31 protein-coding genes, 1 pseudogene and 1 riboswitch are annotated in these 26,443 nt (G+C 46.4%); of the genes and pseudogenes, 16 read left to right on the forward strand and 16 right to left on the reverse strand.

Annotated elements, in window-relative coordinates:
* Positions 1–63 precede the first annotated feature (63 nt).
* Genes AC2Q9J_RS13380 through AC2Q9J_RS13390 form a run of 3 tightly spaced genes read left to right on the forward strand, consistent with a single transcriptional unit; the run spans position 64 to position 2,037 of the window.
* Positions 64–438, forward strand: coding sequence for a GntR family transcriptional regulator (locus AC2Q9J_RS13380; RefSeq protein ID WP_499040668.1), 375 nt, complete (start codon positions 64–66; stop codon positions 436–438).
* Positions 438–1,310 (forward strand): ATP-binding cassette domain-containing protein, encoded by an 873-nt coding sequence (locus tag AC2Q9J_RS13385; protein ID WP_499040670.1) that lies wholly within the window; start codon positions 438–440, stop codon positions 1,308–1,310. The genes AC2Q9J_RS13380 and AC2Q9J_RS13385 overlap by 1 nt, the downstream gene beginning before the upstream one ends.
* 1 nt (position 1,311) lies before the next feature.
* A complete protein-coding gene (locus AC2Q9J_RS13390; protein ID WP_499040672.1) occupies positions 1,312–2,037 on the forward strand; it encodes a hypothetical protein in 726 nt (241 codons plus the stop codon).
* Positions 2,038–2,173: 136 nt separating this feature from the next.
* Here the strand turns inward: AC2Q9J_RS13390 and AC2Q9J_RS13395 are convergent, their stop codons facing one another.
* The 3 genes from AC2Q9J_RS13395 to AC2Q9J_RS13405 form a co-directional block, all read right to left on the reverse strand.
* Complete coding sequence (locus AC2Q9J_RS13395; RefSeq protein ID WP_499040674.1) at positions 2,174–2,695, reverse strand: hypothetical protein; 522 nt, start codon at positions 2,693–2,695, stop codon at positions 2,174–2,176.
* 79 nt (positions 2,696–2,774) lie between these two features.
* Positions 2,775–3,368 carry a hypothetical protein gene (locus tag AC2Q9J_RS13400; RefSeq protein WP_499040676.1) on the reverse strand — a complete coding sequence of 198 codons (594 nt, stop codon included), beginning with the start codon at positions 3,366–3,368 and terminating at the stop codon, positions 2,775–2,777.
* Between the two features lie 216 nt (positions 3,369–3,584).
* Entirely contained in the window at positions 3,585–3,746 is a 162-nt protein-coding gene (locus tag AC2Q9J_RS13405) for a hypothetical protein (RefSeq protein ID WP_499040678.1), read from the reverse strand.
* Between the two features lie 195 nt (positions 3,747–3,941).
* Between AC2Q9J_RS13405 and AC2Q9J_RS13410 the strand changes: the two genes are divergently transcribed.
* The 4 genes from AC2Q9J_RS13410 to AC2Q9J_RS13425 all read left to right on the forward strand — a co-directional run bounded on the left by AC2Q9J_RS13410 (position 3,942) and on the right by AC2Q9J_RS13425 (position 8,577).
* Entirely contained in the window at positions 3,942–6,041 is a 2,100-nt protein-coding gene (locus tag AC2Q9J_RS13410; RefSeq protein ID WP_499040680.1) for an MMPL family transporter, read from the forward strand.
* Between the two features lie 66 nt (positions 6,042–6,107).
* Positions 6,108–6,779, forward strand: a complete 672-nt coding sequence (locus AC2Q9J_RS13415; RefSeq protein WP_499040682.1) for a response regulator transcription factor — start codon at positions 6,108–6,110, stop codon at positions 6,777–6,779.
* Positions 6,776–8,170 carry a sensor histidine kinase gene (locus AC2Q9J_RS13420; protein WP_499040684.1) on the forward strand — a complete coding sequence of 465 codons (1,395 nt, stop codon included), beginning with the start codon at positions 6,776–6,778 and terminating at the stop codon, positions 8,168–8,170. The genes AC2Q9J_RS13415 and AC2Q9J_RS13420 overlap by 4 nt, the downstream gene beginning before the upstream one ends.
* Positions 8,171–8,187: 17 nt before the next feature.
* Positions 8,188–8,577: a hypothetical protein gene (locus tag AC2Q9J_RS13425; RefSeq protein WP_499040686.1), complete on the forward strand. Its 390-nt coding sequence runs from the start codon at positions 8,188–8,190 to the stop codon at positions 8,575–8,577.
* 63 nt (positions 8,578–8,640) lie between these two features.
* Here AC2Q9J_RS13425 and AC2Q9J_RS13430 read toward each other — a convergent pair whose 3' ends face one another.
* The 6 genes and pseudogenes from AC2Q9J_RS13430 to AC2Q9J_RS13455 form a co-directional block, all read right to left on the reverse strand.
* Positions 8,641–9,831: a CaiB/BaiF CoA transferase family protein gene (locus tag AC2Q9J_RS13430; protein ID WP_499040688.1), complete on the reverse strand. Its 1,191-nt coding sequence runs from the start codon at positions 9,829–9,831 to the stop codon at positions 8,641–8,643.
* Between the two features lie 12 nt (positions 9,832–9,843).
* A pseudogene (locus tag AC2Q9J_RS13435) lies at positions 9,844–10,986 on the reverse strand (alpha-hydroxy acid oxidase).
* Between the two features lie 16 nt (positions 10,987–11,002).
* Complete coding sequence (locus AC2Q9J_RS13440) at positions 11,003–11,779, reverse strand: enoyl-CoA hydratase/isomerase family protein (RefSeq protein WP_499040690.1); 777 nt, start codon at positions 11,777–11,779, stop codon at positions 11,003–11,005.
* Between the two features lie 18 nt (positions 11,780–11,797).
* On the reverse strand, positions 11,798–12,469 hold the full coding sequence (locus AC2Q9J_RS13445) for a methionine ABC transporter permease (RefSeq protein ID WP_499040692.1): 672 nt from the start codon (positions 12,467–12,469) through the stop codon (positions 11,798–11,800).
* Positions 12,456–13,484, reverse strand: coding sequence for a methionine ABC transporter ATP-binding protein (locus AC2Q9J_RS13450; protein ID WP_499040694.1), 1,029 nt, complete (start codon positions 13,482–13,484; stop codon positions 12,456–12,458). Before AC2Q9J_RS13450 ends, AC2Q9J_RS13445 begins: the two co-directional genes overlap by 14 nt.
* A gap of 67 nt (positions 13,485–13,551) precedes the next feature.
* The gene (locus AC2Q9J_RS13455; protein ID WP_499040696.1) at positions 13,552–14,361 is read right to left on the reverse strand and encodes a MetQ/NlpA family ABC transporter substrate-binding protein; all 810 of its coding nucleotides are present in this window, start codon (positions 14,359–14,361) and stop codon (positions 13,552–13,554) included.
* 96 nt (positions 14,362–14,457) lie between these two features.
* A riboswitch (SAM riboswitch) is annotated at positions 14,458–14,570 on the reverse strand.
* Positions 14,571–14,718: 148 nt separating this feature from the next.
* Here AC2Q9J_RS13455 and AC2Q9J_RS13460 point away from each other — a divergent pair.
* From AC2Q9J_RS13460 to AC2Q9J_RS13475, 4 genes are all read left to right on the forward strand, one after another.
* Positions 14,719–15,228 (forward strand): PPC domain-containing DNA-binding protein, encoded by a 510-nt coding sequence (locus AC2Q9J_RS13460; RefSeq protein WP_499040697.1) that lies wholly within the window; start codon positions 14,719–14,721, stop codon positions 15,226–15,228.
* Between the two features lie 241 nt (positions 15,229–15,469).
* Positions 15,470–15,793 carry a PadR family transcriptional regulator gene (locus AC2Q9J_RS13465; RefSeq protein ID WP_499040699.1) on the forward strand — a complete coding sequence of 108 codons (324 nt, stop codon included), beginning with the start codon at positions 15,470–15,472 and terminating at the stop codon, positions 15,791–15,793.
* Positions 15,786–16,817, forward strand: a complete 1,032-nt coding sequence (locus AC2Q9J_RS13470) for a DUF4097 family beta strand repeat-containing protein (RefSeq protein WP_499040701.1) — start codon at positions 15,786–15,788, stop codon at positions 16,815–16,817. The genes AC2Q9J_RS13465 and AC2Q9J_RS13470 overlap by 8 nt, the downstream gene beginning before the upstream one ends.
* Before the next feature lie 8 nt (positions 16,818–16,825).
* Positions 16,826–17,215 carry a hypothetical protein gene (locus tag AC2Q9J_RS13475; RefSeq protein ID WP_499040703.1) on the forward strand — a complete coding sequence of 130 codons (390 nt, stop codon included), beginning with the start codon at positions 16,826–16,828 and terminating at the stop codon, positions 17,213–17,215.
* On the opposite strand, the gene AC2Q9J_RS13480 is transcribed toward AC2Q9J_RS13475, so the two are convergent.
* Positions 17,201–18,025, reverse strand: coding sequence for an SDR family oxidoreductase (locus AC2Q9J_RS13480; RefSeq protein WP_499040705.1), 825 nt, complete (start codon positions 18,023–18,025; stop codon positions 17,201–17,203). The two genes, AC2Q9J_RS13475 and AC2Q9J_RS13480, sit on opposite strands and share 15 nt — an antisense overlap.
* Before the next feature lie 98 nt (positions 18,026–18,123).
* Here AC2Q9J_RS13480 and AC2Q9J_RS13485 point away from each other — a divergent pair, with 98 nt between their 5' ends.
* Positions 18,124–18,639 (forward strand): TetR/AcrR family transcriptional regulator, encoded by a 516-nt coding sequence (locus AC2Q9J_RS13485; protein WP_499040707.1) that lies wholly within the window; start codon positions 18,124–18,126, stop codon positions 18,637–18,639.
* 110 nt (positions 18,640–18,749) lie between these two features.
* On the opposite strand, the gene AC2Q9J_RS13490 is transcribed toward AC2Q9J_RS13485, so the two are convergent.
* The 3 genes from AC2Q9J_RS13490 to AC2Q9J_RS13500 all read right to left on the reverse strand — a co-directional run bounded on the left by AC2Q9J_RS13490 (position 18,750) and on the right by AC2Q9J_RS13500 (position 21,624).
* On the reverse strand, positions 18,750–19,310 hold the full coding sequence (locus tag AC2Q9J_RS13490; protein WP_499040709.1) for a hypothetical protein: 561 nt from the start codon (positions 19,308–19,310) through the stop codon (positions 18,750–18,752).
* A gap of 356 nt (positions 19,311–19,666) precedes the next feature.
* Positions 19,667–20,353, reverse strand: a complete 687-nt coding sequence (locus AC2Q9J_RS13495) for a FusB/FusC family EF-G-binding protein (protein ID WP_499040711.1) — start codon at positions 20,351–20,353, stop codon at positions 19,667–19,669.
* 251 nt (positions 20,354–20,604) lie between these two features.
* Entirely contained in the window at positions 20,605–21,624 is a 1,020-nt protein-coding gene (locus AC2Q9J_RS13500) for an SDR family oxidoreductase (RefSeq protein WP_499040713.1), read from the reverse strand.
* Between the two features lie 240 nt (positions 21,625–21,864).
* Between AC2Q9J_RS13500 and AC2Q9J_RS13505 the strand changes: the two genes are divergently transcribed.
* On the forward strand, positions 21,865–22,035 hold the full coding sequence (locus AC2Q9J_RS13505; RefSeq protein WP_499040715.1) for a glycine zipper domain-containing protein: 171 nt from the start codon (positions 21,865–21,867) through the stop codon (positions 22,033–22,035).
* Between the two features lie 121 nt (positions 22,036–22,156).
* Here AC2Q9J_RS13505 and AC2Q9J_RS13510 read toward each other — a convergent pair whose 3' ends face one another.
* Positions 22,157–22,852, reverse strand: a complete 696-nt coding sequence (locus AC2Q9J_RS13510) for an MgtC/SapB family protein (RefSeq protein WP_499040716.1) — start codon at positions 22,850–22,852, stop codon at positions 22,157–22,159.
* 173 nt (positions 22,853–23,025) lie between these two features.
* Entirely contained in the window at positions 23,026–23,745 is a 720-nt protein-coding gene (locus AC2Q9J_RS13515; RefSeq protein WP_499040718.1) for a class I SAM-dependent methyltransferase, read from the reverse strand.
* A 150-nt stretch (positions 23,746–23,895) separates the two neighbouring features.
* Between AC2Q9J_RS13515 and AC2Q9J_RS13520 the strand changes: the two genes are divergently transcribed.
* On the forward strand, positions 23,896–24,219 hold the full coding sequence (locus tag AC2Q9J_RS13520; RefSeq protein WP_499040719.1) for a hypothetical protein: 324 nt from the start codon (positions 23,896–23,898) through the stop codon (positions 24,217–24,219).
* A gap of 64 nt (positions 24,220–24,283) precedes the next feature.
* On the forward strand, positions 24,284–24,835 hold the full coding sequence (locus AC2Q9J_RS13525; protein ID WP_499040721.1) for an alpha/beta hydrolase: 552 nt from the start codon (positions 24,284–24,286) through the stop codon (positions 24,833–24,835).
* Positions 24,836–24,891: 56 nt separating this feature from the next.
* Here the strand turns inward: AC2Q9J_RS13525 and AC2Q9J_RS13530 are convergent, their stop codons facing one another.
* Complete coding sequence (locus AC2Q9J_RS13530) at positions 24,892–25,308, reverse strand: cupin domain-containing protein (protein WP_499040722.1); 417 nt, start codon at positions 25,306–25,308, stop codon at positions 24,892–24,894.
* 187 nt (positions 25,309–25,495) lie between these two features.
* Between AC2Q9J_RS13530 and AC2Q9J_RS13535 the strand changes: the two genes are divergently transcribed.
* A complete protein-coding gene (locus AC2Q9J_RS13535; protein ID WP_499040723.1) occupies positions 25,496–26,368 on the forward strand; it encodes a sulfurtransferase in 873 nt (290 codons plus the stop codon).
* The last annotated feature ends 75 nt before the right edge of the window (positions 26,369–26,443 follow it).

The following is a 26,443-nucleotide window of genomic DNA, read 5'->3' on the forward strand; positions in this document are numbered from 1 at the left end:
TAAGGGTATATGGTTATACACATAAGTATATAACCGTATAACTAAGCTAGGGAGGTGTTTTGATTGAGTAATGCATTTGATTCAAATAAACCTATATTTCTGCAGGTTCGTGAGTCTATTGAAGACCAAATTGTCAATGACCAGTTAAAAGAAGGCGAACAGGCACCTTCAACCAACCAGCTTGTCGATTTCTATAAGATTAACCATGCCACCGTGTCAAAAGGGGTCAATCAGCTTGTGGAGGAAGGAATCTTATTCAAGAAAAGAGGGATCGGAATGTTTGTGGCTGAAGGCGCGAAGGAAAAACTGATCAAACAGCGCAAAAAAGCTTTTGTCGATAACTATGTAAAAGGACTTGTAATGGAAGCTGAGAAATTAGGGATTACGGAAGAAGAAATTATCTCCTTAATCAAAACGACGAAAGGAAGTGGACGGTGATGAACGGAAAAATAGAGTTGCAGAATGTCACATTGCGATTCAAAAAATTCGAAGCATTGAAAGACGTTTCTTTCACTCTGGAAGCGAATAAGATCCATGGGCTGATCGGACGCAACGGCGCCGGGAAGACTTCGCTGCTTTCGCTGGTATCGGCTTTCCGCGAAACAACGGATGGCCAGATTCTGATTGATGGTGAACCCGTATTTGAAAATCCGGATAAAATGCAGCAGGTCATGTTTGTCTATGATAAAAGTTACGCAGAAGAATACGATAAAATTCCGGTCATGCTGGAGTTTGTCGAACGCCATCGCCCAAATTACGACAAAGATTATGCCGAATATCTATTGAAACGTTTTAAACTGCCCCTCGATAAACCGGTTCATAAATTATCCAAAGGGATGCAATCGGCTATGAATGCTGTCATGGGGCTGGCCAGTCGTGCTCCAATAACGATTTTCGACGAAGCCTATCTTGGCATGGATGCACCGACCCGTGAAATCTTCTATCAGGAAATTCTGGCAGACCAGGCTGAGCATCCACGAACTTTCATCTTGTCGACGCACCTTGTTTCCGAAATGGATTATCTTTTCGACAATGTCGTCATCATCGATCAGGGCCGACTGGTTCTTAATGAAGATTATGAAACGCTGACTACACGCGGCGCTTCGGTTACAGGAGCCGCTGAACAAGTCGATGAGTTCTCTTCCGGCATGAAAATTTTGAATGAGCAAAAACTGGGCGGAACAAAAAAAGTCATGGTCTATGGAGTTCTGGATGAACAGCGGCTATCCGCTGCCAGACAGCATGGCCTCGACATAGGTCCCGTCTCGCTGCAGGAACTGTTCATTCACTTAACAGAGGAGGCGCAATAAGATGAAACAGACTAAACTCAATGCAAAAGTCGCTTTCGATATTTTTTTCGAGCAATTCAAATGGAGTATATGGTTTCTCGGGATACTTGCTGCAATCCATGTTGCTGTATTGATTTACTATGCAAATACTGGATCGGTAGGCGTTGAGGAAGCAATCGTCGGTTTCTTTGAATTCTCCCGCTACTCAACCGCGATCTTCATGCTGGTTTGCGGAATCATGGCTGTTTACGTGTTCTTCACATCCCACGTGCAGCAAGGTGTTACCAGAAAAGACGTTTATTATGGCATTGTGGCTGGCGGACTCAGCTTAGCGCTCTTCCTTACTCTGGTTCCACTCATTCTGAATGGCGTCGAGTATTTACTGGCTGAATACACTGCCTTGCCGGTTACGTTCACTTCGATCGGTTCCGCTTCAGAGTGGCTGATGGAAGCAGTATTCTATCTATTGAATATTCTCACCTACTATCTGGTTGGCTGGCTGATCGGCGTCGGTTATTACCGCTTCGGCTGGATTATCGGTTTTCTGTTCATCGCTGCGGCAATCATTGCCCTCAGTCTGAACGGCTATTTCTGGGGTGAAGATGACATCAGTTCAGTAATCCCTTGGATCCCCGATATTCAGGCAGATTCATCACCCGCCATTGCAATCGCTGGCTCAATAATTCTGATTGCTGCTTTGCTTGGGGTCATGCGGTTATTGACAAAACGCATGGCAATAAAAATGTAGACAATACAAAAACAGAACCGCCGGCTTCTCTTATGAGAGACCGGCGGTTCGTTTTTTCAATTATATTTATTCCCGCCAAAACGTTTCGCTGTCCATGCCCTGAAGAAACTCTTCGAAAACTGGCATTCAATTGCCTCTAAAAACTAGATTTTTTTCTTCTGTTTGCTAACGCTATCCATACACCCGCAATGACAATTCCTGCCACTAACAGCGCCATCAGCCCAATAGGAATTATGCCCGTCGCATCGAATTCGCTCGATTCCACTTCCTTCAAAGTCACTTCTTCTTTATCGGCATAAACTTCATCCGCGAGTTCCGTCTTGTGGGTTGTCGGAGAACAAAGAGGATGTATCCATTTCCCGCCGTCCTGATTAAGGAAGAATAAGTATGTTGCATTTTTTTGGCTTTCTCCCCAAGTAACGTCTTCATAAATTGTAATTGTTTTTCTATCTGCGCCTTTATAACTTTTCTCGACTTCGATTGTCAGCGATTTCGAATTATTGTTATGGTCGATATCTTTCACTTTCCCAACCAAAACAGCATCATATTCATCGTACGCAATTTCAACCGATGAAGGTTCCGCACATGATAAGGCAAGACTTTGGTTCGGCATCAGGAATAACGCCAGTAAGAATAGCAGAATCGTGATTTTCTTCACAATAAAGCCTCCCCTTTTAACCATTAGTCGTTTTGCCTTTACAGAAGTTACATGTGCAAGCTAAATCCTTCCATTGAAGTTAAACTGCAGCTCTGCCATTCATTCGGTACATAGCGAAAATCAGAAAACCAACCAGCAATACTGCCAGGATGCTGAGGAAATAGATGTTTTCTGAAAGCTGGAACAGCAAGAGGAAAAATGCCGATAATCCAAATAATGAAGCAAAGCAAGTTCTGACAACCTGGAAGTTATAGCGGAAACCGATCAATGCCGCAATGCCTGTCACGATAACGAAAATCCATCCCATTAATTCATTTGGCACGAATACAAAGCAAATTAGTATGTTAAGGAAAACAAAAACTGCTGCAGCCGTTACCCCATCTTTATTATTGGGAAAGTGCGGCACTAAAAACAAGCCCATCAACAAACTGCAGATGGCCGTTGCTGCATACTGTACAAAAAAGATTCCATCAAGCGTGATCAACAAACATACGGTGACAATCACCAGTCCGACCGGAGATCTCCCCGTCTGCTTCCAGCCTTGTAAAAACAAAACAAACAAGCCGACAGTCAATAAACCGAAAATCCATTCCGCTCCAAAAAAACTTTCTCCCGAGTATGCGAGTATTCCTGCAGCGATCAAAATTACTGCATAAAATAAAACTTGTTTCATCTTCATCCCTCTTCTTCCGGAAAATATGTATATAGTTTATTCTACGCTTTTTCAGTAACACTATATGTAAATTTTTCGATTATAATTTTTAATCACTTTGATAATAGCTGCCATCAAATATGCTCCTACAGCGATCTTAAATTATTATTAGTTTTCACTATTCAAATAGCCCGTATTCCGGATCATCCGGAATACGGGCTATTATTATTTCAGTTTTTAGTTTTTCTTATCTTCCTTGTCCTCATTACTGTCATTATCCAAGCCATGAAGCCGTTGTTCCGGAAGATTGATCTCTTCTTTATAGTCCTGAGCCTCTTGTCTCAATTCCTGATCCCGCTGATTCGTTTGCAATTCGTCTTTGTTCTTATCTCGTGCCAATCGAATCCCTCCTATTTCGTGTTAACCCTCCTATTCCCGAAAAGAAAAATGTAAAACGGGGGATAAAGTTTCATTTAATATTCTTTCTCCACTTCCAAATGTTCAAATCCTTGCCACCAAAAATTGATATTGAATTTATATTCGAAGTCTACGATAGGTTTGAGCCATTTTGAAAAAGAAAGAGGAGTGGAAAAAATGCATAAATTTTTAAGCCCGATCACCGATTGGGTATCTACCAAACGAGGCATGTGGATTACCATCATCACGTGGTTTGTCGTGATGATCGCACTCAGTATGGGCCCGAGACTGAACGATTACAAAGTCACAAACTTCCAGTCGCTGCCGGATGATGCGCAATCGATCATCGCAGACCAGAAGCTGAAGGAATACTTCCCGAATGACCAAGGGACTCCCGGCATACTCGTCTTCCATAATAATGAAGGTGAAGTTGCAAATGAAACTGTCGAAGAAATCCTGACAGCGATCAATGCCGAAAACATTGAAGGCATCGATTCTATCATCGACATCAGCCAGTTGCCGCCACAAGCACTGGAAGGTTTCTATTCTGAAGACAATTCGACAATGATTGTTCCAATGACGCTTGAAGCCGGTCTTGGCGGTGCAGATTTCTCCGCAATCAATGACCGTGCCAGTGAAATCGGATCTGATATTGCTGCAGAATCAGGCAGTCTTGAATTTTACGTTACAGGACCAGCAGGGATTGCCGGTGATACTGTAAAACTTTTTGAAGAAGCGGATTTCGTTCTATTGATTGCGACGGTACTGATCATCCTGGTTCTGCTTATCGTCATCTATCGTTCACCGCTGCTTGCTTTCATCCCGCTTTTGGCGACAATCATCGTCTATCAGGTGGTTAACCAGACGCTTGCATTCATGGGAGCTGCCGGTCTTGAACTGACGAGCCAGACTACATCGATCATGAGTATCCTGCTGTTTGCGGCAGTAATCGATTATTCCCTGTTTGTATTCTCCCGCTACCGCGAAGAACTGAACAATTACAAGAGCAAATACGAAGCGATGAAATACGCCATGCGCGCTACCGGCGAACCTGTATTCTTTGCAGGCGGTACAGTACTCGCTGCGATGCTGATCCTGTTTTTCGCGGATTTCCGTGATTACGCCAACTTCGCGCCGATTTTCGGTACAGCTGTTTTCATCATCATGCTTGCTTCCATTACATTGATTCCTGCGTTATTCACGTTGTTCGGCCGTAAAGCATTCTGGCCTAAAGTGCCGAAATACGGAGAAGCAAAAGAGTTGAAACATGGCATTTGGGGACCAGTTGCAAAATTCGTCGTCAGCAAGCCCGTTTTTTCCGGCGGAATCGTCGCCATTTTCCTGATTGTTTCAGCACTGAATATCTTCAACCTTGAATTTGAATTCGACACCGTGAAATCTTTCCCGGAAGATATGCCTTCCCGTGTCGGCTATGAAATTGTTGAACAGAATTTCGACAAAGGGGAAATCGCCCCTTCTACGCTGCTTGTAGTCGGTGACCAGCCGATTGATGAAGAAGCGGCAGCCGCTCTCGCTGAAGAATTGGCGGCTTACGATGAAATCGCATCTGCCCGCCTGTCTGGTCAAACAGATGACGGCGAAGCAGTTAAATTCAATATCGCCTTTTCGATGAATCCGTATTCTACGGAAGCCATCGACTTTGTAGAAACACTGCGTTCTGACAGCGAACAATTGCTTGCTGCTGCATCAATTGAAGGGGAAACCCATTTCGGTGGCATAACACCGAAATTGACTGATGAGCGGGATGTAAACAATTCCGATATCATCAAAATTGTCATTCTCGAAACGCTGCTCATCCTGGTTCTATTGTTTGCACTGACCCGTTCATGGAAAATGCCATTCTACATGATGGGAACGATTTTATTGTCGTACCTTTCCGCGCTCGGCCTGGGTATTTTCCTGGTGGATGTGCTGTTCGGCTTTGATGCAATCAGCACTCGCGTGCCAGTGTATGCATTTATCTTCCTTGTAGCGCTCGGCATCGATTACAATATAATTCTGGTGTCACGTTTTATCGAAGAACGCAAATCTCGCAAGGTTAAAGAGTCCCTGGAAATCGCTCTTACAAATACGGGAGGCGTGATATCTTCAGCTGGTATCATCCTTGCCGCAACATTTGCTGCACTTACTACGATGCCGATCGCCGATTTATTCGTCTTCGGCTTCATGGTTTCCATCGGTATCCTCATCGATACCTTCCTTGTCCGCGGCATGCTGCTGCCGGCATTGATACTGTTTTTTGAAAAAGATAAGTAAACCCTGCATACTGATAGTAAGCGGAAGCCGTGCGAATCGGCTTCCAATTCTCAGGGAGGAATCTGCATGAAAATACTCGTCGTCGATGACGATCTCTATATCCAGCAATTAGTGGCAATCCACTTAGGCAATGAAGGCTATACCGTCTTTCGGGCCACCGACGCTGAACAAGCATTATTGCTGCTTGAGGAACAGCTTGTCGATCTCGCTATCGTGGATGTCATGATGCCTGGGATGGACGGTTTTGATCTGACACGCATTCTGACACGAGATCTCAACATACCGGTAATCCTGCTGACAGCAAAAGGCCAGCTTGAAGATAAGGAAAAAGGGTTCTTGTCGGGCACCGAAGATTATGTGGTCAAACCTTTTGAACCGAAGGAATTATTGTTCCGTGTCGCGGTGGTATTGCGGCGCTCGGAACGTTCGGTCCAGGAGAACCTGCAATCCGGCAATGTCACGATCAACCGCCGAAATTTCGAAGTGGCGATTGGCGATGAAACAGTCATTTTACCGTTGAAAGAATTTGAAATCCTTTCTCTTCTGGTATCCCGTGCCAATTTGGCCACTCCGCGTGGTCTGCTGTTTGAATATGTATGGGGCGAAGACCACGATGTCAGTGAAATGACTTTAAATACGCATATCAACCGTATCCGCGACCGGCTTAAGCGATACAGCGCCACTGTTGAAATTCATACGATGCGCGGAATCGGCTATAAACTTGAGGCGTTGAAATGAAAACTCTTTACCGCCAGTTCACCGTTGCCACGCTGTTCATTCTGGCCATCAGCATCTTAATCGGTTTTACCATCGCCAATATCTTCTATATCACTGTCACGAAAGAAGAGACGATTGAACAGAACGTCGGCATCGCTCAGGAAATCGTGGCAACTGTCCAAAACGTGCCTTATTCCGATGAAGGCTTTGATGGCTACATGCAGGCTGTCGCAAAGCTCGGCTACCAGATTGCCCTCGTCGACAGCTCCGGTGATAGGAAGTTTTTTGGAGAACCGTTTGATGACACCAGTTTTCCTGAGGAAGCCCAGCGCGTTCTCACTGAAAAGGAAATCTATACCGGACTCGACAGTTTCACGGACCAGATCTTCATGATCGGCCATTTCACAAATGAATTGCATAACACTGTCGGTGTCCCTTTTGAGCGAAACCGCGAAAACTACGGCTTGTTCATCCGCCCGGATACAAAACTGCTGGGGACCGATATCCACTCGGTGCTGATCGGCTTTGTCGTGGCTATCGGACTTGTCAGCATCATCGGCATGATCTGGCTCGCGCGGCAATTGACGCGTCCAATCGTTCAGCTGACCGAAGCCACCAAACACATCGCGCGCGAAAACTATAATTACCCGCTCGACATACAGCGCAATGATGAAATCGGCCAGCTGTCGGAGAGCTTCAATTTGATGCAGACACAGCTTAAGCAAAACGACCTGGCGCGTAAATCGTTCATCAGCAATGTCTCGCATGATTTCCAGTCGCCGCTCATGAACATCCAGGGCTATGCGGACCTCTTGAAGTCACCTGGCCTGCCGGACGATGACAGACTTGCTTACACATCAATCATCGATCAGGAAGCCAAACGGCTGTCGAGCCTGACGCGCCAGCTCCTGTTGCTGACGTCGCTCGACCAGGGCGCGTACCCGATGAAGACAGAGGAATTCCAGCTCGACGAGCAGCTGAAAGCCGTTGTCCGGAAATATCGCTGGCGGCTTGAGGAAGAAGATATCAATCTTTCTTATTCCTTGGCCCCCACCCTTTTCCGGGGCGACGCCGAATTGCTCGATAACGTCTGGGACAATCTGCTGACGAACGCCATTAAATACAATAAACCCGGCGGCAGCATCGAAATTGGACTCAAGACAGTCGGCAGCAACGTTATCATCACCTTTACAGACACTGGCGCAGGGATTGCCGCAGACGCGCTTCCCCAGCTATTCGACCGCTTTTACCGCGGGGATGCCGCGCGTAAAAAAGACGGCACTGGGCTCGGGCTGTCCATTGTTGAACAGATTGTCCAGCTGCATCATGGTACTATAAAAGTTAACAGCAAAATCGGCGAAGGCAGTGAGTTCATCCTCTCCCTGCCGCATCCCGATATGAAACAAACATAATTTGGAGGGTTTTATTCATGGAAAAAGTTTGGAGTTTAAGATTGATCCGCTTTTCGGCAATTTTCGGTTTTATCGGCACGTATCTGGGTTCACATATGGCTGGCCAAATGGATTATTCGCTGCGCCCGATCCACGCGCACATCCTGCTTGTCGGCTGGCTGTCGGTATTCGCCTGGGGCATTTTCTATCACGCCTACACGATAAAATATAAAAAACTCGTCACTATCCACGGTATTCTGGCCATGGTCGGTGCGGTCGGTTTGACCGGCGGCATGTGGCTGTATAATCTGAATCCGTTCAACTGGGGCGAAACACTGGTAATGGTCATCTTCATCGTCGGCGGTTCGCTGTTATTACTGGCATTCCTGCTGTTTGCAGTGATCACCTTCCTGACAGAAAAAGAATAGAAAAAGGGACTGTCCCAAAAGTCATTTCGGATGACTTTTGCGGGCAGTCCCTTTTTTTAAGAATTATAATACCACTTTTTTCTCTTCCAGTTTTTTGATATCCACGGATGAAAAACCGATTTCCTGCAAAAGCTCTTCATTGTGCTGGCCAAGTGTCGGGGCAGGACGGCTGATCACACCAGGCGTTTCTGACAGTTTCGCTGGGAAACCGAGCGTTTTCACAGTACCGGCCACCGGGTGGTCAAACTGCTGGACCATCTCGCGGAAGTTGATGTGCGGATCCGCCAATGTCTGATCATACGAATAGATCGGACCGGACGGAATACCGCTCTTCTCGAGTAACCCGAGCCAATGAGCCGATGGCTGTTCTGCAAACACCGCCTCGATGTCCTGTTCCAATTCTGCGACATGGTCAGCACGCCTGCTGTTCGTTTCGTAGCGCGGATCTTCCAGCCACTCAGATTTATCAACGACTTCCAGACAGAATTTCTCCCATAATTTTTGGTTGCCGGCACCCACTAAAATGGAACCGTCTTTTGTTTCGAATCCTTGATATGGGGCCGAGACCCGGTGAGCCGTGCCGTTCCGCGTCGCCACTTCGCCTTTGCCGAAATAAGCGGCCGCTTCCCAGACGGTCCAAGCCAAACCGGAATCTACCAGCGACACATCGATATATTGCCCTTCACCCGTTTTCAACAGGTGGATATAAGCCGCCAGTATGGACTGGATCGCCGTTTGGGCAGCGGCGATGTCGTTGATGGCGATGCCCACTTTAACGGGTTTCCCTTCTTTTTCTCCGGTCATATCGATGAATCCGCTGAGTCCCTGCGCCATGATATCGTAGCCGCCTTTTTGGCTGTATGGCCCCGTCTGTCCGTAACCTGAAATCGAACAATAAATGAGCGCGGGATTGATCTCTTTCAAGGATTCAAAATCGATGCCTAGTTTGGCCGCGACGCCCGGCCGGTAATTTTCGATCACCACATCTGCCGTGCGGATCAATTCCTGGAAAACCGCCAGGCCTTCCTGCGCCTTCAAATCCAGGCACATGCCCCGCTTGTTGCGGTTGACCATCATATACATATAACTTTCTTCATTGATATAAGGACCCATTTTGCGAGTGTCGTCACCCCCGCCCGTTTTTTCGACTTTAATGACGTCTGCACCCATATCACCGAGCACCATCGTGCAGTATGGACCTGCCAATACTTGCGACAAATCCACGACCCGCATGCCCTGTAATGCCTGCTTCATCCTCATCTCTCCTTATTCCCTGATCAATTCCATGGAAGACAATTCAGTGATTTTCGAAATGCCGGCTAGCGCCAATGAAACGCGTGTTTCTTCTATAAAATTGCCCAGCACCTGCTCAACGCCTGCCTGGCCGCCTGATGCAAGTCCGTAAATATATGGACGGCCCAGGAGGACGGCATCCGCGCCGAGCGCCAGTGCTTTGACAAGATCGGTTCCTCTTCGGATGCCGCTGTCGAGCAGGATCGGTATCCGGCCTCCTACCGCTTTTGCCACGAGCGGCAATGCATCGAGCGATGCCGCGACGCCGTCCAGCTGGCGACCCCCATGGTTCGACACGATGATTCCGTCAATGCCCGCTTCCACTGCGAGAATCGCATCGGTCGGATGCAAAATTCCTTTCAGCAGCACCGGCAAAGATGTCGCCTGTTTGATCTTTTCGATTTTCTTCCAGTCAAATGAAGGGTGATATACATTTTTCAAAATGCCCTGGATGATGCCGTCATCACTTGTATCAGACAATGACGCCATAAACGCCGGGTCGTTGACGTAATTCGCTTTTCCGACGCCTGCACGCAATGGCGAAAAACCGTTGCGCAGATCTTCTTCGCGCCAGCCGAGCATCACGGTGTCCACTGTCACGACAATTGCTTCGTATCCAGATTGTTCGGCACGTTGCAGCATGCTGAAAGAGACGGCTTCATCGTTTGACCAGTAAAGCTGGAACCAGCGCGGATTGTCTCCTGCCGCTTCCGCGATGTCTTCAAGTGAATAGCTGGAAACGGTGCTCGTGATGAACGGTACTTTGTATTTCGCTGCCGCCCGCACAGAAGCCAGATCCCCTTCTTCATGGGCAAGTTTCTGCATGCCGATCGGGGCGAGCAGAAAAGGATGATCATATGTATGACCGAATAATGCAATTGAGGTATCAATCGAGGAAACGTCTTTCAACACCCTCGGCAAAATCGCTCATTTGGAGAAAGCGGAACGATTTCGCCGCAGCGTTTCTTCCGCTCCGGCGCCTGAACGGATATGGCCGAATTTATGCGGCTCCAGTTTCTGCTTTGCGCTTGCTTCCCATTCCTCATGCGTCAAGGGAGAATCGTTTTGCGAGACGATGCTTTTCAGCAGCGAGTCTCCTTGTACTGTGCTGCTCATGGGTTTCCCTCCTTCATCAAGTGAAATTCGGCTGCCTTTTTTCCAGGAATGCCTGGATGCCTTCTTTATAATCATCAGATTCGAACGAATCCAATATCAGGTCGGCCATTTCTTCATTTTCCGACTGTGCGCCGTCAATGATCGCCTGGATCACTTTTTTATTGCCGTGCAGGGCTGTCGAAGAAACTGCTGCCAGCTCGTGTGCAAAATCTAGTGCCGCTGTATTGGCAGCGTCCCCTTCATGAAGCTGCTGGATGATGCCGAGTTCCACCGCTTCTTCCGCTTTGATCAATTTGCCGGTATACAATAATTCTTTGGTTTTCACCGGACCAATGACATTCATCAGGCGTTTCGTGCTGCGCAGGTTATAGATGATGCCTAGCCGCGCGGCTGTGATGCCGAATTTGCTGTCACTTGATGCAATGCGGAAATCACAGGACATTGCGAGTTCCAAACCGCCGCCGATCGCCAGTTTTCGAATCAGCGCAATGGTCGGTTTCGGAAAACGATAAAGCTGCTCGATAGCAGCCATTGCATGATCGTTGTAGTTTTTCGCTTTTGATTGGGACAAACGATTGTCCATGAATTCTTTGATATCCGCTCCGGCTGAGAATGCCCGGTCGTCGACGCCTTTCAAAATCAGCACGCGGACCGCTGGATCTTCAGCCGCTTCTGTCAGAAGAGACGGCAGCAGTTTGAACATATCGAGCGAAAACGCATTGCGCTGATCCGCCCGGTTGATAACGAGTGTTGCAATCGCTCCGTTTTTCTCCAGGTATAATTCCTTTTGCATAAAGATTGCTCTCTCCTTTTAATCTTTTTTCAAGCGTGCTGAGAAATAATTCCCGAAGCTCTGGATGCCTTGAACGAGGACAATCAGGATGAACACAGTCGCATACATGACATCGACCTCGTAGCGCAGATGCCCATAGCGGTAAGCCAGGTCACCCAATCCGCCGGCGCCGACAAGCCCGGCCATAGCCGTGGCACCGATCAGGCCAACCGTCGCAATCGTCAAACCAAGTACAATCGATGGTCGCGACTCGCGCAGCAACACGTTCCAGATAATATGATGTGTTTTAATGCCCATCGCTTCATAAGCTTCACGGACGCCGCTGTCCACTTCCAATAAAGAAGATTCCATCAGCCGTGCGATGTAAGGTGCTGTATAAATGACGAGCGGCACGATGACGCCTTGCACGCCAATTGTGGTGCCCACAACAATTTTTGTGAATGGCAGGATGAAAAACAATAGGATGATGAAAGGAATGGAACGGATGATATTGACCAATAAATTCAGGATCTGGTAAATCCATTTGTTTTCCCATGCCTGGCCTTTTCGCGTCAAGACGAGCAGGATGCCGAGCGGAATTCCAAGGATTGCGGAAATGACCAGTGAAATCAGGACCATCTGTGCCGTTTCCAAAACGGCTGTACCGATGACCGGCAGCCATTGGTTTATGAAGGTATCAAACCTTTCCATACTGCACCTCCCATTCTTCGATTGCGACTCCGTTGTCTTTCAGAAACGTCAATGCGCGTCCGACTTCTTCTTTCTCGCCTGCTAAGTGGACATCAAGATTTCCGATAACGCCGTTTTTGAGTTCCATGATATTAGCCGTCAGGATATTCGGCTTCACATTGAATTCTTTCGCCACAACCGCAAGCAGCGGCTCACCCGTTGAATCTCCACGGAACGTCAAGCGAAGCACGGAACCAGTCTGTTTCAGGTTGCTGACAAAATCATTTGAAAGTTTGCGCTGTGAAATGGTATTCAGGAAGCTTCTCGTCGTTTTATGCCGCGGCTTCGAAAACAAGTCGATTACCGGACCATCTTCCACAATATTTCCAGCTTCCATCACATAGACGTGGTCACAAATCTTTTGGATGACGTGCATTTCATGCGTAATCAATAAAATTGTGATGCCGAACTCTGCATTTATTTTCAACAACAGATCCAAAATCGATTCCGTTGTTTCGGGATCTAGCGCACTTGTCGCTTCATCGCTCAGCAGCACTTCCGGTTCCTGTGCCAGTGCACGGGCAATGGCGACGCGCTGTTTCTGGCCGCCTGATAATTGTGCAGGATAGGCGTTTTTCTTATCCGTCAATCCGACAATATCCAAATATTTTTCGACACGTTCCGGAATTTCTCGTCCTTCGACACCGATGAGTTTCAATGGAATGGCGATGTTTTCTTCGACTGTGGCCGTCCGCAGCAGATTAAATCCCTGGAAGATCATGCCGATCTTTTTGCGTTCATCCAGTAATTCATTTTTCGTAAGCTCGGTAAATTCGCGGCCGTTCAATTGCACTTTTCCGGCTGTCGGAGCTTCCAGCAAATTGACGCATCGGATCAACGTGCTTTTTCCCGCACCGCTGTAGCCGATGACGCCGTGGATCTCGCCTTTCTTCACCTGCAATGACACATCATTCACTGCCCGGATGACCCCTTTTTTTGACTTATACTCTTTTGAAATATTCTCAAGTTGTATCACGTTGCCTGCACTTCCTTCTAAAAAGGAAAAGCCAGTGGCCTAAAGACCACGTGGCTCCCCGAAATTTTTACCAGATTGCCAAAACTGAACCATCAAACTTTTCTTCGATAAATGCCTTCACTTTATCCGACTGGTACGCCGCATTCAGTTTCTCAAGCACCGCATCGTCTTTGTTTTCTTCTCTTACGACCAGGTAGTTAACGTATGGCGATTCACTGGATTCCAGTAAAATCGAATCTTCCAATGTATTCAATCCCGCTTCGATGGCCCAGTTCGTGTTGATCGCCGCTGCATCAAGTTCACTTAACTGTTTCGGAATCTGTGCCGCTTCCAGTTCAATAAATTCAAGCTCTTTCGGGTTGTCTTCAACATCAAAGATTGAAGCTGTTTCTTCTGTTCCTTCTTTCAACGTAATGACGCCTGCTTCTTCAAGGATGAATAAAGCACGTGCACCGTTTGTCGGATCATTCGGCAAACCGAAAGTTGCGCCTTGCGGCAAGTCTTCGATGGATGCATAGTCATTCGAATAGACACCCATCGGATTCAGGATCGTAGTCGCTCCTGGCACCAGATCTGTGCCATGGTCTTCATTGAACGCATCAAGAAACGGTTTGTGCTGGTAGCTGTTGACGTCTAGATCGCCTTCCGCAAGCGCCGTATTCGGCAACACGTAATCCGTAAATACTTTCAGCTCGATTTCCAGTCCATCTTCTGCAGCCACTTCAGCCACTACTTCCATGATCTGTTCATGCGGTCCGGAAGTTACACCGACGACCAGTTTCTCGCTGCTCAATTCCCCTGATTCTGCATTGCCGCTGCATCCTGCCAATAATCCTGCTGCCAATGTGAAGGCACCCAATAATCCTAATTTCTTCATTTTGTTATCCTCCAATAATATTATTTGGTTCGAAACATGAAAAAGCCTCTCTTTCCGTAAAGAAAGAGAGGCACAAATTTATCGTAAATTCATCCTCTCTTATCTTCCAGAACATCACTGTTCTGCTGGATTTAGCACCTTTCCATGCGATTAACATGGATGGTTGCCGAGCTTCATAGGGCCAGTCCCTCCGCTACTCTTGATAAGAGATTTAGTTGCTTATTCAATTGCCGAAACCTTATTGATTAATTTAGCGCATCAACTCACGAAAGTCAACGCTTTTCTGATATTTTTTAATTTCTTTGTATTTTGAGGTCATTACTATATGATAAATAAAAAAGAAATGGGGGAAATAAAATGAAACAATCAACGCGCATTCAATACGCCGCCGGAGCACTTGGAAAATCCGTCGCTGCCCGCCTATTGCCCGGCACGGATCTGCTGACAGGCATCGAAGAGTTATGCAGGGAAAACGGGATTGCCTATGCACAGATCGCCACTTGTTTCGGCAGTCTTCAAAGGAGCGGCTATTATTTTCTGGTTCCCGATTCTTCCGCCAAGCTGGGTGCCAGTTACGGGCTACTGCAGCAAAAAGAAGGACCGATCGAATTCCTGAATGGCACCGGTTTTATCTGCCAGCGGGAAGGTGAATTCGAAATCCATCTGCACGGCACCATCGCTGATCAGAATGGGAAAGTTTTTGGCGGCCATTTCGTCAAAGGCGAAAACCCGGTATATACAGTCGATTTATTGGTGACAGAAGTTTTGGGTATGGATTTAACCCGTGCGCTTGATGCCGAAAGCGGTGTGAATCAACTCTATCCGGTATCGCTTGGCGAAAAAGAGCCTAATCGTTTAACTAAATAAACCAGCTGTACGATCGCGGAAAAAGGCTGTCCTTATGTCATGTCAAATGACACTGGACAGCCTTTTTTTACTTTAATTCTTTAAAAAAACGGTTAATCTGCGGTTTACAGACATATGCACTTGAGAAGAAATATAATATAAAATATTTTCTCAATACCTTGCATTGAATAGTACCGAATGATATATTACTCGTTAACCACTACTGTTTATAAAATACTAGTGATGAAAGGAGGCATTTCCGGTGAATATTCAATTTAAAAAAGGCGTCTTGAATTTATGTGTGCTGGTTCTTTTGGATAAACAGGACCGCTACGGCTACGAGCTCGTGCAGAAAATTTCGAACCGCATCGCCATTTCGGAAGGCGCAGTCTATCCTTTGCTCCGCCGGCTCACCAAAGAAGGCTATTTCTCCACTTATCTGCAGGAATCGACGGAAGGTCCACCGCGCAAATATTATTCGCTCACCGAAGCCGGCAGAACGTATCTTCATGAACAGCTCGAAGAATGGAAAAGCTTTACGGACGGGGTCAATAAATTAATCGAAGAGGGTGTGCAAAATGACTGAACAACAATTTCTGCAACAACTTGAACAAGCTTTGGAACGGCTGCCTGCTGAAGAACGCAACGATATTCTGCAGGATATCCGAGAATACTTTGCAAACGGACGGGCTGACGGAAAATCCGACAGCGACATCGCTGTAGAACTGGGCTCTCCGGAAGCCATTGCAAAAGAACTTATCGACAGCTTTGATTTTAGCCAATCAATAGCTCCTTCTGAAAAAATCGATATTTCGAAAGATAAATTCGATAAAGTCGATATTCAGACCGATAACGCAGTTTTGCAGATTTTCCCTTCAGATGACGGAAAAATGCATGTCGATGTAGAAAACAAAACCTATCGCCAGCATCTTGCTGTAGATATCCTCGACCGTACTCTCATAATTACGTTAAAGGAAGAAGCACGAAAGTGGGGGTTCTTCACGATTACAGGCAGTTTCAAGTCACCGACCTTGATTGTTCAGCTTCCGCCTAAAATATACGAGAAGATTCAAATACTATCCGATCACGGCTCTGTCACCGGTGGACGTTTGGAAAGTACAGAACTTTTGGTTGAAACAGATAATGGCAGCATCAACCTGGAGCAAATAATCGCTGGAAAATTCACGGTGAAATCGGATAATGGCGCGATTAAGCTTAACGATGTCCAGGTAAAAAATCTCCGCGCTGAGACGGATAATGGACAGCTAACTTTGAAAGATATCAGCGCAGATAAAGTGGATGCCGTTTCTGACAATGGCGGAATAACGCTGAAGAATGTAAAAGGCGATGTTCACGCGCAGACGGATAACGGCCGCATCCATCTTTTAGCGGCTGATCTTGAACGCAGCATTAACCTGGAAACAGACAACGGTTCCATTCTGCTGGAAACAAAACGACAACCGGAGAATGCCACCATCAACGCTGATGTGGACTGGGGTTCGGTTTCTGTCTTCGGCTCGAAGAAAAGAAGAACCGTCTACGGAACCGGCCAGCATCCGATTGACTTACAATCCGACAACGGCAGCATCACAGTTAAATTGATTGATTGATTGATTGATTGATTGGTTGGTTGATTGGTTGGTTGGAAAAAGGCTTCGCGGATGCGAAGCCTTCTTTTTTAGAGATTGGAGTTTTTCGCGATGCGAAAAACATCCGTTTAGTTCAAGAACTTTGTGTATGGGAAAGTGGCGGGTTAAATCGAATATTCGGACGGCATAAAGTTATTTATTTTCACGGATTATTGACACTGCGCACATATTTTTCTGTCACCGCACATAAATCCTGTTCACCGCACATAAACCGCAGGACAAAGAAAATTCCATCCGATATAACGCCCCCTGCTTCACCAATTGACAATCCGGCACCTAAAAAAACCCCCGAACGCGTCGAAGACGCATTCGGGGGTTATCAAATTGTTTTATTTCCTATTCGATTAACGGGACATTGATGCACGCATGCGCGGCATGTTGGCGATTGTGCCGCCGTCCACACGAAGGTCGATGCCTGTGATGTAAGATGCAGCATCGCTCAACAGGAATTCCATAGCTGATGCGATTTCAGACGGCTCACCTTCGCGGCGAAGCGGCGTGTGGTCAAGCATGACTTTCATCTGCTGCTGTTGGGCAGCTTCCTGGCGGCCCATCGGCGTATTGATGGTACCCGGTGACAATGAGTTCAAGCGAGCGCCTTTTTCACCCCAAGCCCAAGCCTGATCTTCAACGACCAGGATAACGCCGAGTTTCGACATGCTGTAAGCTGCTCCTGAATCGCCTTGAGTGAATTGCTCCATTGTTTCCACTGCATTTTCAGCAAGCGGCTGTACTAATGCTTCCATAAACGGACCTTGGCGAGGCACCATATAAGCACTCATCGACGATACCATTACCGCAGACGTTTTTTCATTTGCCAATGGCAGGAATGCATCAAGGATCAATCCGGTTCCGACCAGGTTAACCGCTGTGATGCGTTTGGAATCGGCCATCGTTGGCGATAAACCGGCTGTATGGACAAGACCTCTTAATGTACCAAGTTCCGCCGCTTTTTCAGCCAGTTTCGCCACATCTTCTTTTGACGTGATATCAACCGTTTGGTAATGGACATCCGAGATGCCTTTAGCAGCAAGTTCTTCTTTCGTTTGGACAAGACGTTCCTCTGAAATATCCGCTAATAAAATCGTTCCTTTATTGCCGACCAGTTCAGCTGTTGCCTTACCCATTCCGCCAGAACCGCCTGTGATTACATAAACTTCATTTGCCATGTGTTATTCCTCCTAAAATTCATTATAATTAAGTTTACCCGTATTCAGGAAAATTTCACGAGACATTCTCTGCCGGAATGTCCATTAAGGAGTCACATATGCAAACAGCCAGGGAAATGATAATTGAATCTTTTTTAGAGTTGCTGGCAAAACGGCATTTTGACGAGATTTCTGTGAAAGATATCGTACAGAAAGCGGAAGTCTCCCGCTCCACATTCTATTTGCATTTCACAGACAAATATCAGCTGATGACCGATGTCCGTTCAAAGCTGAATAATCAATTCCTGGCATTCTATACAGAGTCGCTCCAGGAAACGCCGGTCACTTATGAAATTTGCCGCCATGTCTTTACCTACCGCTCGTTTTATCGCCAGGAATTTTCGGCTGCCAACGCCATCCAAAGTTTATCCAATCAGCTCGCCGCCCGTTTGCTGGAAATTTTCAACGATCCGGATTACGCCATTTTTGCAGGCTATGGCACCATCGGCTATTTAAGTGTTTGGGTTAAAGACGATTTCCTGGTCAGCCCCGGCGAAGCTGCGGAAAAGCTCATGAAAATCGGTTTAACTGATTGGACGGAAAACCTTTCAATGACACGGGATGAAATTCGATAGAAATTCTGAAATGAAAAATCGCCAGTCAAAACCATAAAAGGCTGTTCCAAAGTCGCTCATCCGACCTTTGAAACAGCCTTTCTATCCGAGATCCACTTCAGTAACCCCACTTATCTTCCGCCTTCAAGCTCAGAATAATCGATCTCCATCAGCTCATCAGATGCGATATTTTTAAAGGTACTTTTACCTCGTAATTTATAAAGGTGACGGGAAGAGTTTGAAACATAATATGTTTTTCCATCAGTGGGGTGAGTGACTTTCTTCAGAAATAACAGGTAGTCACCTGTTTTCATCGGTCTCATGCCTTTTTCAGCTGAGTACTCCTCAGTTTCAGAATTTTTCATTCCGATGACTTGATTGACTACGATTTCAGAATCCTCATCAAAACCATGGCCCGTATGATCTTGAATAACCTCATCAATTTCTACTTCATAGAAAGCCTGCCTGGTGCTCATCCCTTCTTCGTTAATTTCGCGGATATCATAATATAAAGGAATATGGGCACGGACAATCAAATCGGAATCAGCCTTTATTTCTTCCAGGGATTCAAAAGACTTGCCCAAGCCCCATATGCTGCCATCCGCTTCCGCTTTATCAAAATACTCATACCCCAGCACTCCCAGTGCAATCAATGAAATAATGATAAGTGAGGATGTAATCTTTCTTTTCATAGCTCCATCTCCAATGGTTGAATTTTCATCTATGAGGTCCGATGCCTTATTTGACAGAAAAAGTATAAAAGAAACGCAACTTATCTATGATAGTAAACTGACAAATTTTTCAAATCAATAGACAGAAATATTTCCCAACCTCTACTCAAACAAACAAGCTGTAAGTACCTATAAAAATTTCACATTTAATTCTTATAAGCTAAAAAAATATCAAAAACATCCGTAAAACGACTAGTCAATTTCCTTTTAGCAAAAAAACTGCTCCTGAACAGACAAAAATTTTCCCAACCCCGAATCGACAATTATAACTGGACATAAAAAAACTTTCCGGTTTCCCGGAAAGTTCCTCTTATTGATTATTTCTGCAGCCGTTCCACAAAATCATGGAGCCGCTCCAAGGTATCGATATTGTTATTGCAGGCACTGTTATCCTGGCAAATATAATTGCCGCGCTTGACGAAATTATCCTGGCTTGAACCTTTTGTCTTAGCGGTGAACAGACCTACTTCGCTGTGTTTATTGCAGATCGAGCAAATTCCGTGTTTCGCGCTTCGATTGAAGCTGCCATGGATGCCTTCGAGGCGGCCATCTTTTTCAATGACCAGGTACATGAGCGTTGAACTCTCAATCCAGCCGAGATAGGACAGCTTTTTAAAATCAACCGTATCGAGCTTCGGCCCTTTAAGCTTTTTCGCTTTCGGGAATAATTTCTTCAAACCCTGGTCCGTCACACTTTTGAACGGGAGCAAATACGCAGACAGCTGTTCGAGAAATGCTTCGGCTTCCGCCGTTTCCTTCACTCCGGTCAAAGGTTTCAAAACCGCTTTTTGTGCTTCGCTCAAAGATGGGAATAATCCAAAAACCTTTTCCTGTGCCAGGTGGCGCAGGACACTCAGCACTTCCGCGTCGCTGCTGCTCGCTTTGCCATTGACCAGGTTCTTCGCCTGGCCTTTGATAAAGTTGAACTGGTCGTTCTGGATAAACGCTTCCGGACGTTCTCCAGCTGTTCCTTGGTTATCACTAGTTTCTTTTACATGTATCATTTTGAAACACTCCTTATTGTTTGATTGGATATTTATAAGGACGCCATGTTCGAATGACACATTTACGGGCGAACTAATTCTTGCTTGCCCCACGCAAAGTATCGCCATTCTGTATCACAGGCTTTGCATGGGTTTTTCCTGACGCTGACATTCGAGATTTGCTTGTCACCTGATATCACCCCTTTCGAAGGTGCCGTTGACTCTTATCTTATAACAAACCCCGATATTTTTGGAGAGTATTGCCTTTTATTTTAAAATCCTTTTTTATTCCAATCTTTGAGCACCGCTCTTTCCTTATCAGGATCCAATCCCGCTTTCTTCTCAGTTCCGTTGCGCGCCGATTCCCATGCAAGCGTATCTCGGATGGTTTCCTCCAGCGGACGAAAATTCAGTCCGGCAACCCTTGCTTTTTGAATGCTGACGGACAGGAAGCCCGGCATATTCGCACTGTCAGGAATCCACAGCGGCATATCGGTCCATCCGTCCACTTCGTGGCCCAGCAAAAATCTTTCCTCGACCCAGACCAGATTGACTTTGCTTCCAATAGTTTCTTTGCATGTATCCAGGAATTCCTCCATCGTCAATTCCGATTCTGGCCCTGCAGCATTGAAAGTGCCGCTGGCTTTCGACTCAACCATCCGGATGATCCACTCTGCCAAATCGCGTACATCGATAAACTGGATCCGCTTATCGCGGCGTCCGGGCGCCAGCACTTCTCCGCCTTTTGCGATGCGGTTGACCCAATAACTGAAACGATCCGTTACATCATAGGGACCGACGATCAGTCCTGGGCGGACAATTAAACTGCGTCCCGGAAAAACCCGTTCCACTTCCTGTTCACACAGGTATTTCAATTCGCCATAATTTTCACCTATCGCCTTTGCCGGTTCCATCGGTTTCAATTCTTCGATTCTTTCTGCCGATAATCTGCCGACTGAGTGATTCTCATCAATCACCGGCTGGTCCAATTGATCATAAACCGACGCACTTGAGATGAATGTATAATGCCCGGCTGTTTCCGCAAGCAATTCCGCTGACTCAGCGACTGACCACGGCAGGTAGCCGCTCGGATCGATGACCGCATCCCAGCTGTGCCCCTTCAGTGCTTCAAGGCTGCCGTTCCGGTCGCCAATCAGTTTCTCGACATCCGGAAACAGCTCCGGAGCCGACTGGCCTCTATTGAACAAAGTCACTTCATGGCCGTTTTGCAATGCCTTTTCGGTTAGGAACCTGCCTAAAAATCGTGTGCCTCCAAGAATCAAGATTTTCATCTTCTTCCTCCCTCTCATCCTTCTCCTGTCAAAAGCGTGGACCCCTGAAAAATAATTGATTGCTTATCTATTCTCCCAATAGATCAGACAATCCTTTTTTATGCCCTGAACCATTTTAGCCGACGCTTAAACAGGGAATGGATTACATATGGAGAAACGGGACATTGATGATTCATGAAACTTTTGCATTGCTCAACCGTAGTAAATAACAACAGGATTCCAACAGAGAGGAGTGATAAAGTGGCTGGCAAAAGCAAAACAAAACAGAACGTTGGCATGGGTATGGGAGTTGGTATCGCTCTTGGAGTTGCAATTGGCATGGCAATGGACAATCTCGCAGTCGGCATAGCAATAGGCATAGCACTTGGTGCGGGCATCGGAGCTTCAGAAGGCGGCAAACCGAAAGACTGAGTGATAAAATGACTGGCATCACATTTAAGGTCCTATTTAAAAAACGCATCCGGAATTTTTCTGATTTCGGATGCGTTCCTTATTTTTTTCCGCTAAAAATTCTTCTGCTTTTTAATCCATATTAAACAATCACCTTCGCGACCCCTCCCAGCTTCTGGATTTCTTTAACCAGCTCCATTTCATTTTGGACCTTTCCCTCATTTAGGGAAAAGATATATTTCGACACTTGTTTTTCAGAATATGCGTCCACTTCTTCAATTTGAAAGTCTGTCACTTCAAGGTCGTTGTTTATAAATAATCCGCTTAGATTCGCGAACATTTCTTCCTGGTCTTCCGCAATGATGATGATTTGTTTCTGTTTATGCTTCGAGATGTATTTTCTCTCCACCTCGCCCAGCACATATAAAGTCCCGATGACGATCAATGTCGATAAAACAGCTACGTAGTACATGCCGATGCCGATTACCAGTCCCAATCCGGCAGCCACCCAAATCGAAGCGGCAGTGGCAAGCCCTTTTACGGATCCCCGGTTGACAATTATCGTTCCGGCCCCGAGGAAACCAATGCCGCTAATGACATAGGATGGGATACGGGAAGGATCAAACTGCAGGGGGCCGCTTACCGTATTGATGTAATTATCAAAACCTGTGACAGAGAGGATCATCATCAGACACGCCCCTGTGCCGACCAAAAGATGCGTGCGGAGGCCGGCAGGCTGTTTTTTCGTTTCTCGTTCGATTCCGATTATTCCGCTCAGCACCGCTGCCATAAGAAGGCGCACCGTGACGACCATATAATCTGCAGGCAAAAAGTCCATTACCATCACCCCTGATCCAAGCTTCTGTTATTGTTTGTATACCCGATTTTCATCCTGAAAAAATTACTTTCGCAAATACAAAACCGCAAGTTGCTGAAGGGCAAAATAAAAACACACCTGATCATTAACGATACAGGTGCGTTCAGGCATTGTTCAGCTAATTTACGGAGAAACTAAAAAGTCGCCACAATCGCAAAGAAATTCCCTTCAACATCTTCGTATTCAACCCGCTCAAAATGCGCCTGAAACCCGGCCTGCGCCAATAATCCCTCCCATTCCGGCATTGAAAAGAGGCCGTCTTTGGAATGGTCGAACTCTCTGACAACCCTCCCGTCCTCTTCGCGCATCACGTAGACATATTCAGTCTCCGTCGTTTTATCTTCAGGATCGTTGTCGTAGGTCCATTCCAGATAACGCATTCCGCGCTTGCCCTGATCGCTGCCTCCGTGGCCTGTGCTCGGTTTGAAAGTTTCCTCAAACTGATCGGTCATGATCATGAGAATGCCTTTTTTATTCAAATGTTTTTTTGCATTATGCATCACTGCCAGCAAATCGGATTTGTCCGTAAAATAAGTAATCGCATCATGGATGAAAACCAGATCGAATTCTTCACCGAGATCCAGATTCCGCATATCCCCTTCGATGTGTTCACAGTCCGGATTTAATTCACGGCTGACCTTCAGCATATTCGGCGACAGATCCGTCAATGTCATGGAAAAATGCCGTTTCAGATAATAGGCATTGCTTCCCCCTCCTGAACCGAATTCAACCGCTTTTTGGATATCCGGATGATAGCGCTTTACGATTTCGAGATACAGCCCTGCTTCTTCTTCGTATTCCGTGTGGGGAGACATCAACGGCCACCAGTCTGCCAATTCATTGTACAGTTTCATCGCTCGCTTCTCCGCCTTCCATTTGAAATTGATTGAACTATAGAACGGTTCATGCCGCCTGTCAACTAACCGCTATTGGAATGAAGGAGTTTGCAATGCGACAGCGAATTATTAACATTAATCAGCGCCGGAACGGAGGAATGCGGATCCATGAAAATGAAGACGAAGATCATATCGAAAATGTCGCGGACTTTCTCTGGTAATTTCACTGAAGCCTATAAAAAATTCACCATGAGCCATATGAGGGGACACACGGACCCGGCTGAAGCTTTTTTATCAAAGCCTTTGAACCTATGCAAAGTCGCGCTGGTGTCAACTGCCGGCGCCCATTTGAAGACAGATGAACCTTTTGATGTCGATACCCCTGCCGGCGACCATACTTTCAGGATCACACGCCAAAAAGTTGTGGACCAATTGCTTGAACTTTTGACTCTTCCATCCAGTACGCAGGCTGTTTACCAGGACAATCCTTAAATTGTTTTTAGTCAATCAACCAAAAATCCTTTTGAATTATGGAAACACAAAGGAGACGTTTACAGTGGCGAAACAGGTTTTATTCATCCATAGCGGCGGCCCTCAAGGAGACCAGCAAGGAAGCAGCGGATTGCTGCGGCATCTTAAAAATGAACTGGGGCCTGGATATGAGGTGTCAGCTCCCCGGATGCCTGATCCTGAAAACCCCAAGTACAGCGAATGGAGAAACGTTTTAAAAGAAGAACTGGCGGCTTTGGAAGACGGCAGCGTACTGATTGGCCATTCCATCGGCGGGTCAGCTCTGTTCAAAATCCTGTCTGAAGAAGAGCTGGGGAAAACGTTTGAAAAAGTAATTTCAATTGCCGCCCCTTTTTGGGGGATGAACGAAGAATGGCAATTGGAAGATTTCCATCTGGTTGAGGACTTTTCATCACGAAGCTCATTATTGCCTGATGTTGTCCTTTTCCACAGTATCGGCGATGATATCGTACCTTTTGAACACATGGAAAGGTATATGGAAAATCTGCCGAAAGCGACCGTGAGGCAAATTCCGGGAAATGACCATATTTTTCTGGACGGGCTTCCTGATTTGGCAGATGAGATCAGAAAAGTATAAGCTGTCGAACACCAAAGGGCATCCAAACGAATGGATGCCCTTTGGTGTTCGTTATTTTATTCTTCTTCCTCTTCTGCAGCATCCGCTTCAGCTTTTGTCTTATGGACTGTGCTAACCGGATGTTCAGGCGGGGCATAGATTGAATAGATTTTTAACAGTTCATCGCCGTTATTGGTTACATTATGGTATTTTCCGGCGGGAATCATGATGGCGTAATCTTCCCCGGCATTTTCTTCGAACGTCAGATTGTCTTCGCTGTCGCCCATCTGCACAAAGCCTTTGCCGTCTTCAATGCGGAGAAATTGGTCGCCTTCGTGTTTTTCCAAGCCAAGGTCGTCACCCGGTTCCACGCTCATCAACGTAACCTGCAGATTTTCACCTGTCCAGATCGTTGTACGAAAATTACTGTTTTCTTCTGTTGCGTCTTCAATATTCAATACATACGGTTCTTTTCCATGATCTTTGAAATCCATTGAAAGCTCCTCCTTTGAATTTTCTCGACATTCGTAATATACCTTCAAACTCCAGTAATCAAACAAGATGAAATCCTGTAACTGAATCGGCACCTGCTGATCCGCCACCTGAATTTCACGCTTAACTTTTGACGTCTTCATTCATTAACCTTAGAGTTGAATCAAAGATGCAAAGGAGGAGTTCCAGATGAATGATATTCCATTAATCGTTTCAACCGACTGGCTGGCGGAGCACTTGGAGGATTCCAAGCTGCGAATCGTGGATGCCACTGTATTCATGAAATTCCCCGAAGGCGGTGGACCGCCAAATGTCGAATCCGGAAAAGCTTCCTATGAACAAGGCCACATCCCTGGAGCAGTATATGCTGATCTGGTCGGTGAACTATCAGACAAGGAATCCGAGCTTCCTTTTACAGTACCGTCCCGAGATGCTTTCGTGAAAAAATTGACGGAACTTGGAATCGGCGATGACACATATACAGTCATCTACGATCAGAACGCATTGGTGGGCGAATCGGTTGCGGCGTCGTATTGGGCCTCCCGCCTCGCGTGGCAAATGCGCTACGAAGGGTATGACAGCGTGGCCATTCTTGAAGGCGGATTGCAGAAATGGCAGGCGGAAGGCCGTGAAATATCCACGGAGCAGCTTTCTTACCCGGCAGCAAATTTCTCCGGCAAGCGCCGCACAGATATGCTGGCGACAAAAGAAGACGTCAGAAAAGCGATGGACGATGAGCAAACCGTCCTGCTGAACAGCCTGTCGCCTGAAGAATTCCAGGCCGCACATATCCCGAGCAGTACGAATGTCTTTTTCGGCGCCCATGCCGATGAAGAAACCAAAGCACTCTATAATGAAGAGCAATTGCGCGCCTCATTTGAAGGAACAGGCGCTCTCGATCCATCTAAAAAAGTCATCACCTATTGCGGCGGTGGCATTGCCGCTACTTGGAATGCACTTTTGCTTAATAGCCTGGGCCAACCAAATGTTGCTGTTTACGATGGTTCGATGAACGAATGGACGAGCGATCCGAGCTGTCCGGTTGTGAAGAGTGGATATTGATTTTCGTGACAATTAAATTGGTATGAAGTAAAAAAATCTCCCAGATAAAGGTGCCTGGGAGATTTTTTATACTTT

Source organism: Planococcus sp. RAB007_Raresut (assembly GCF_057369535.1).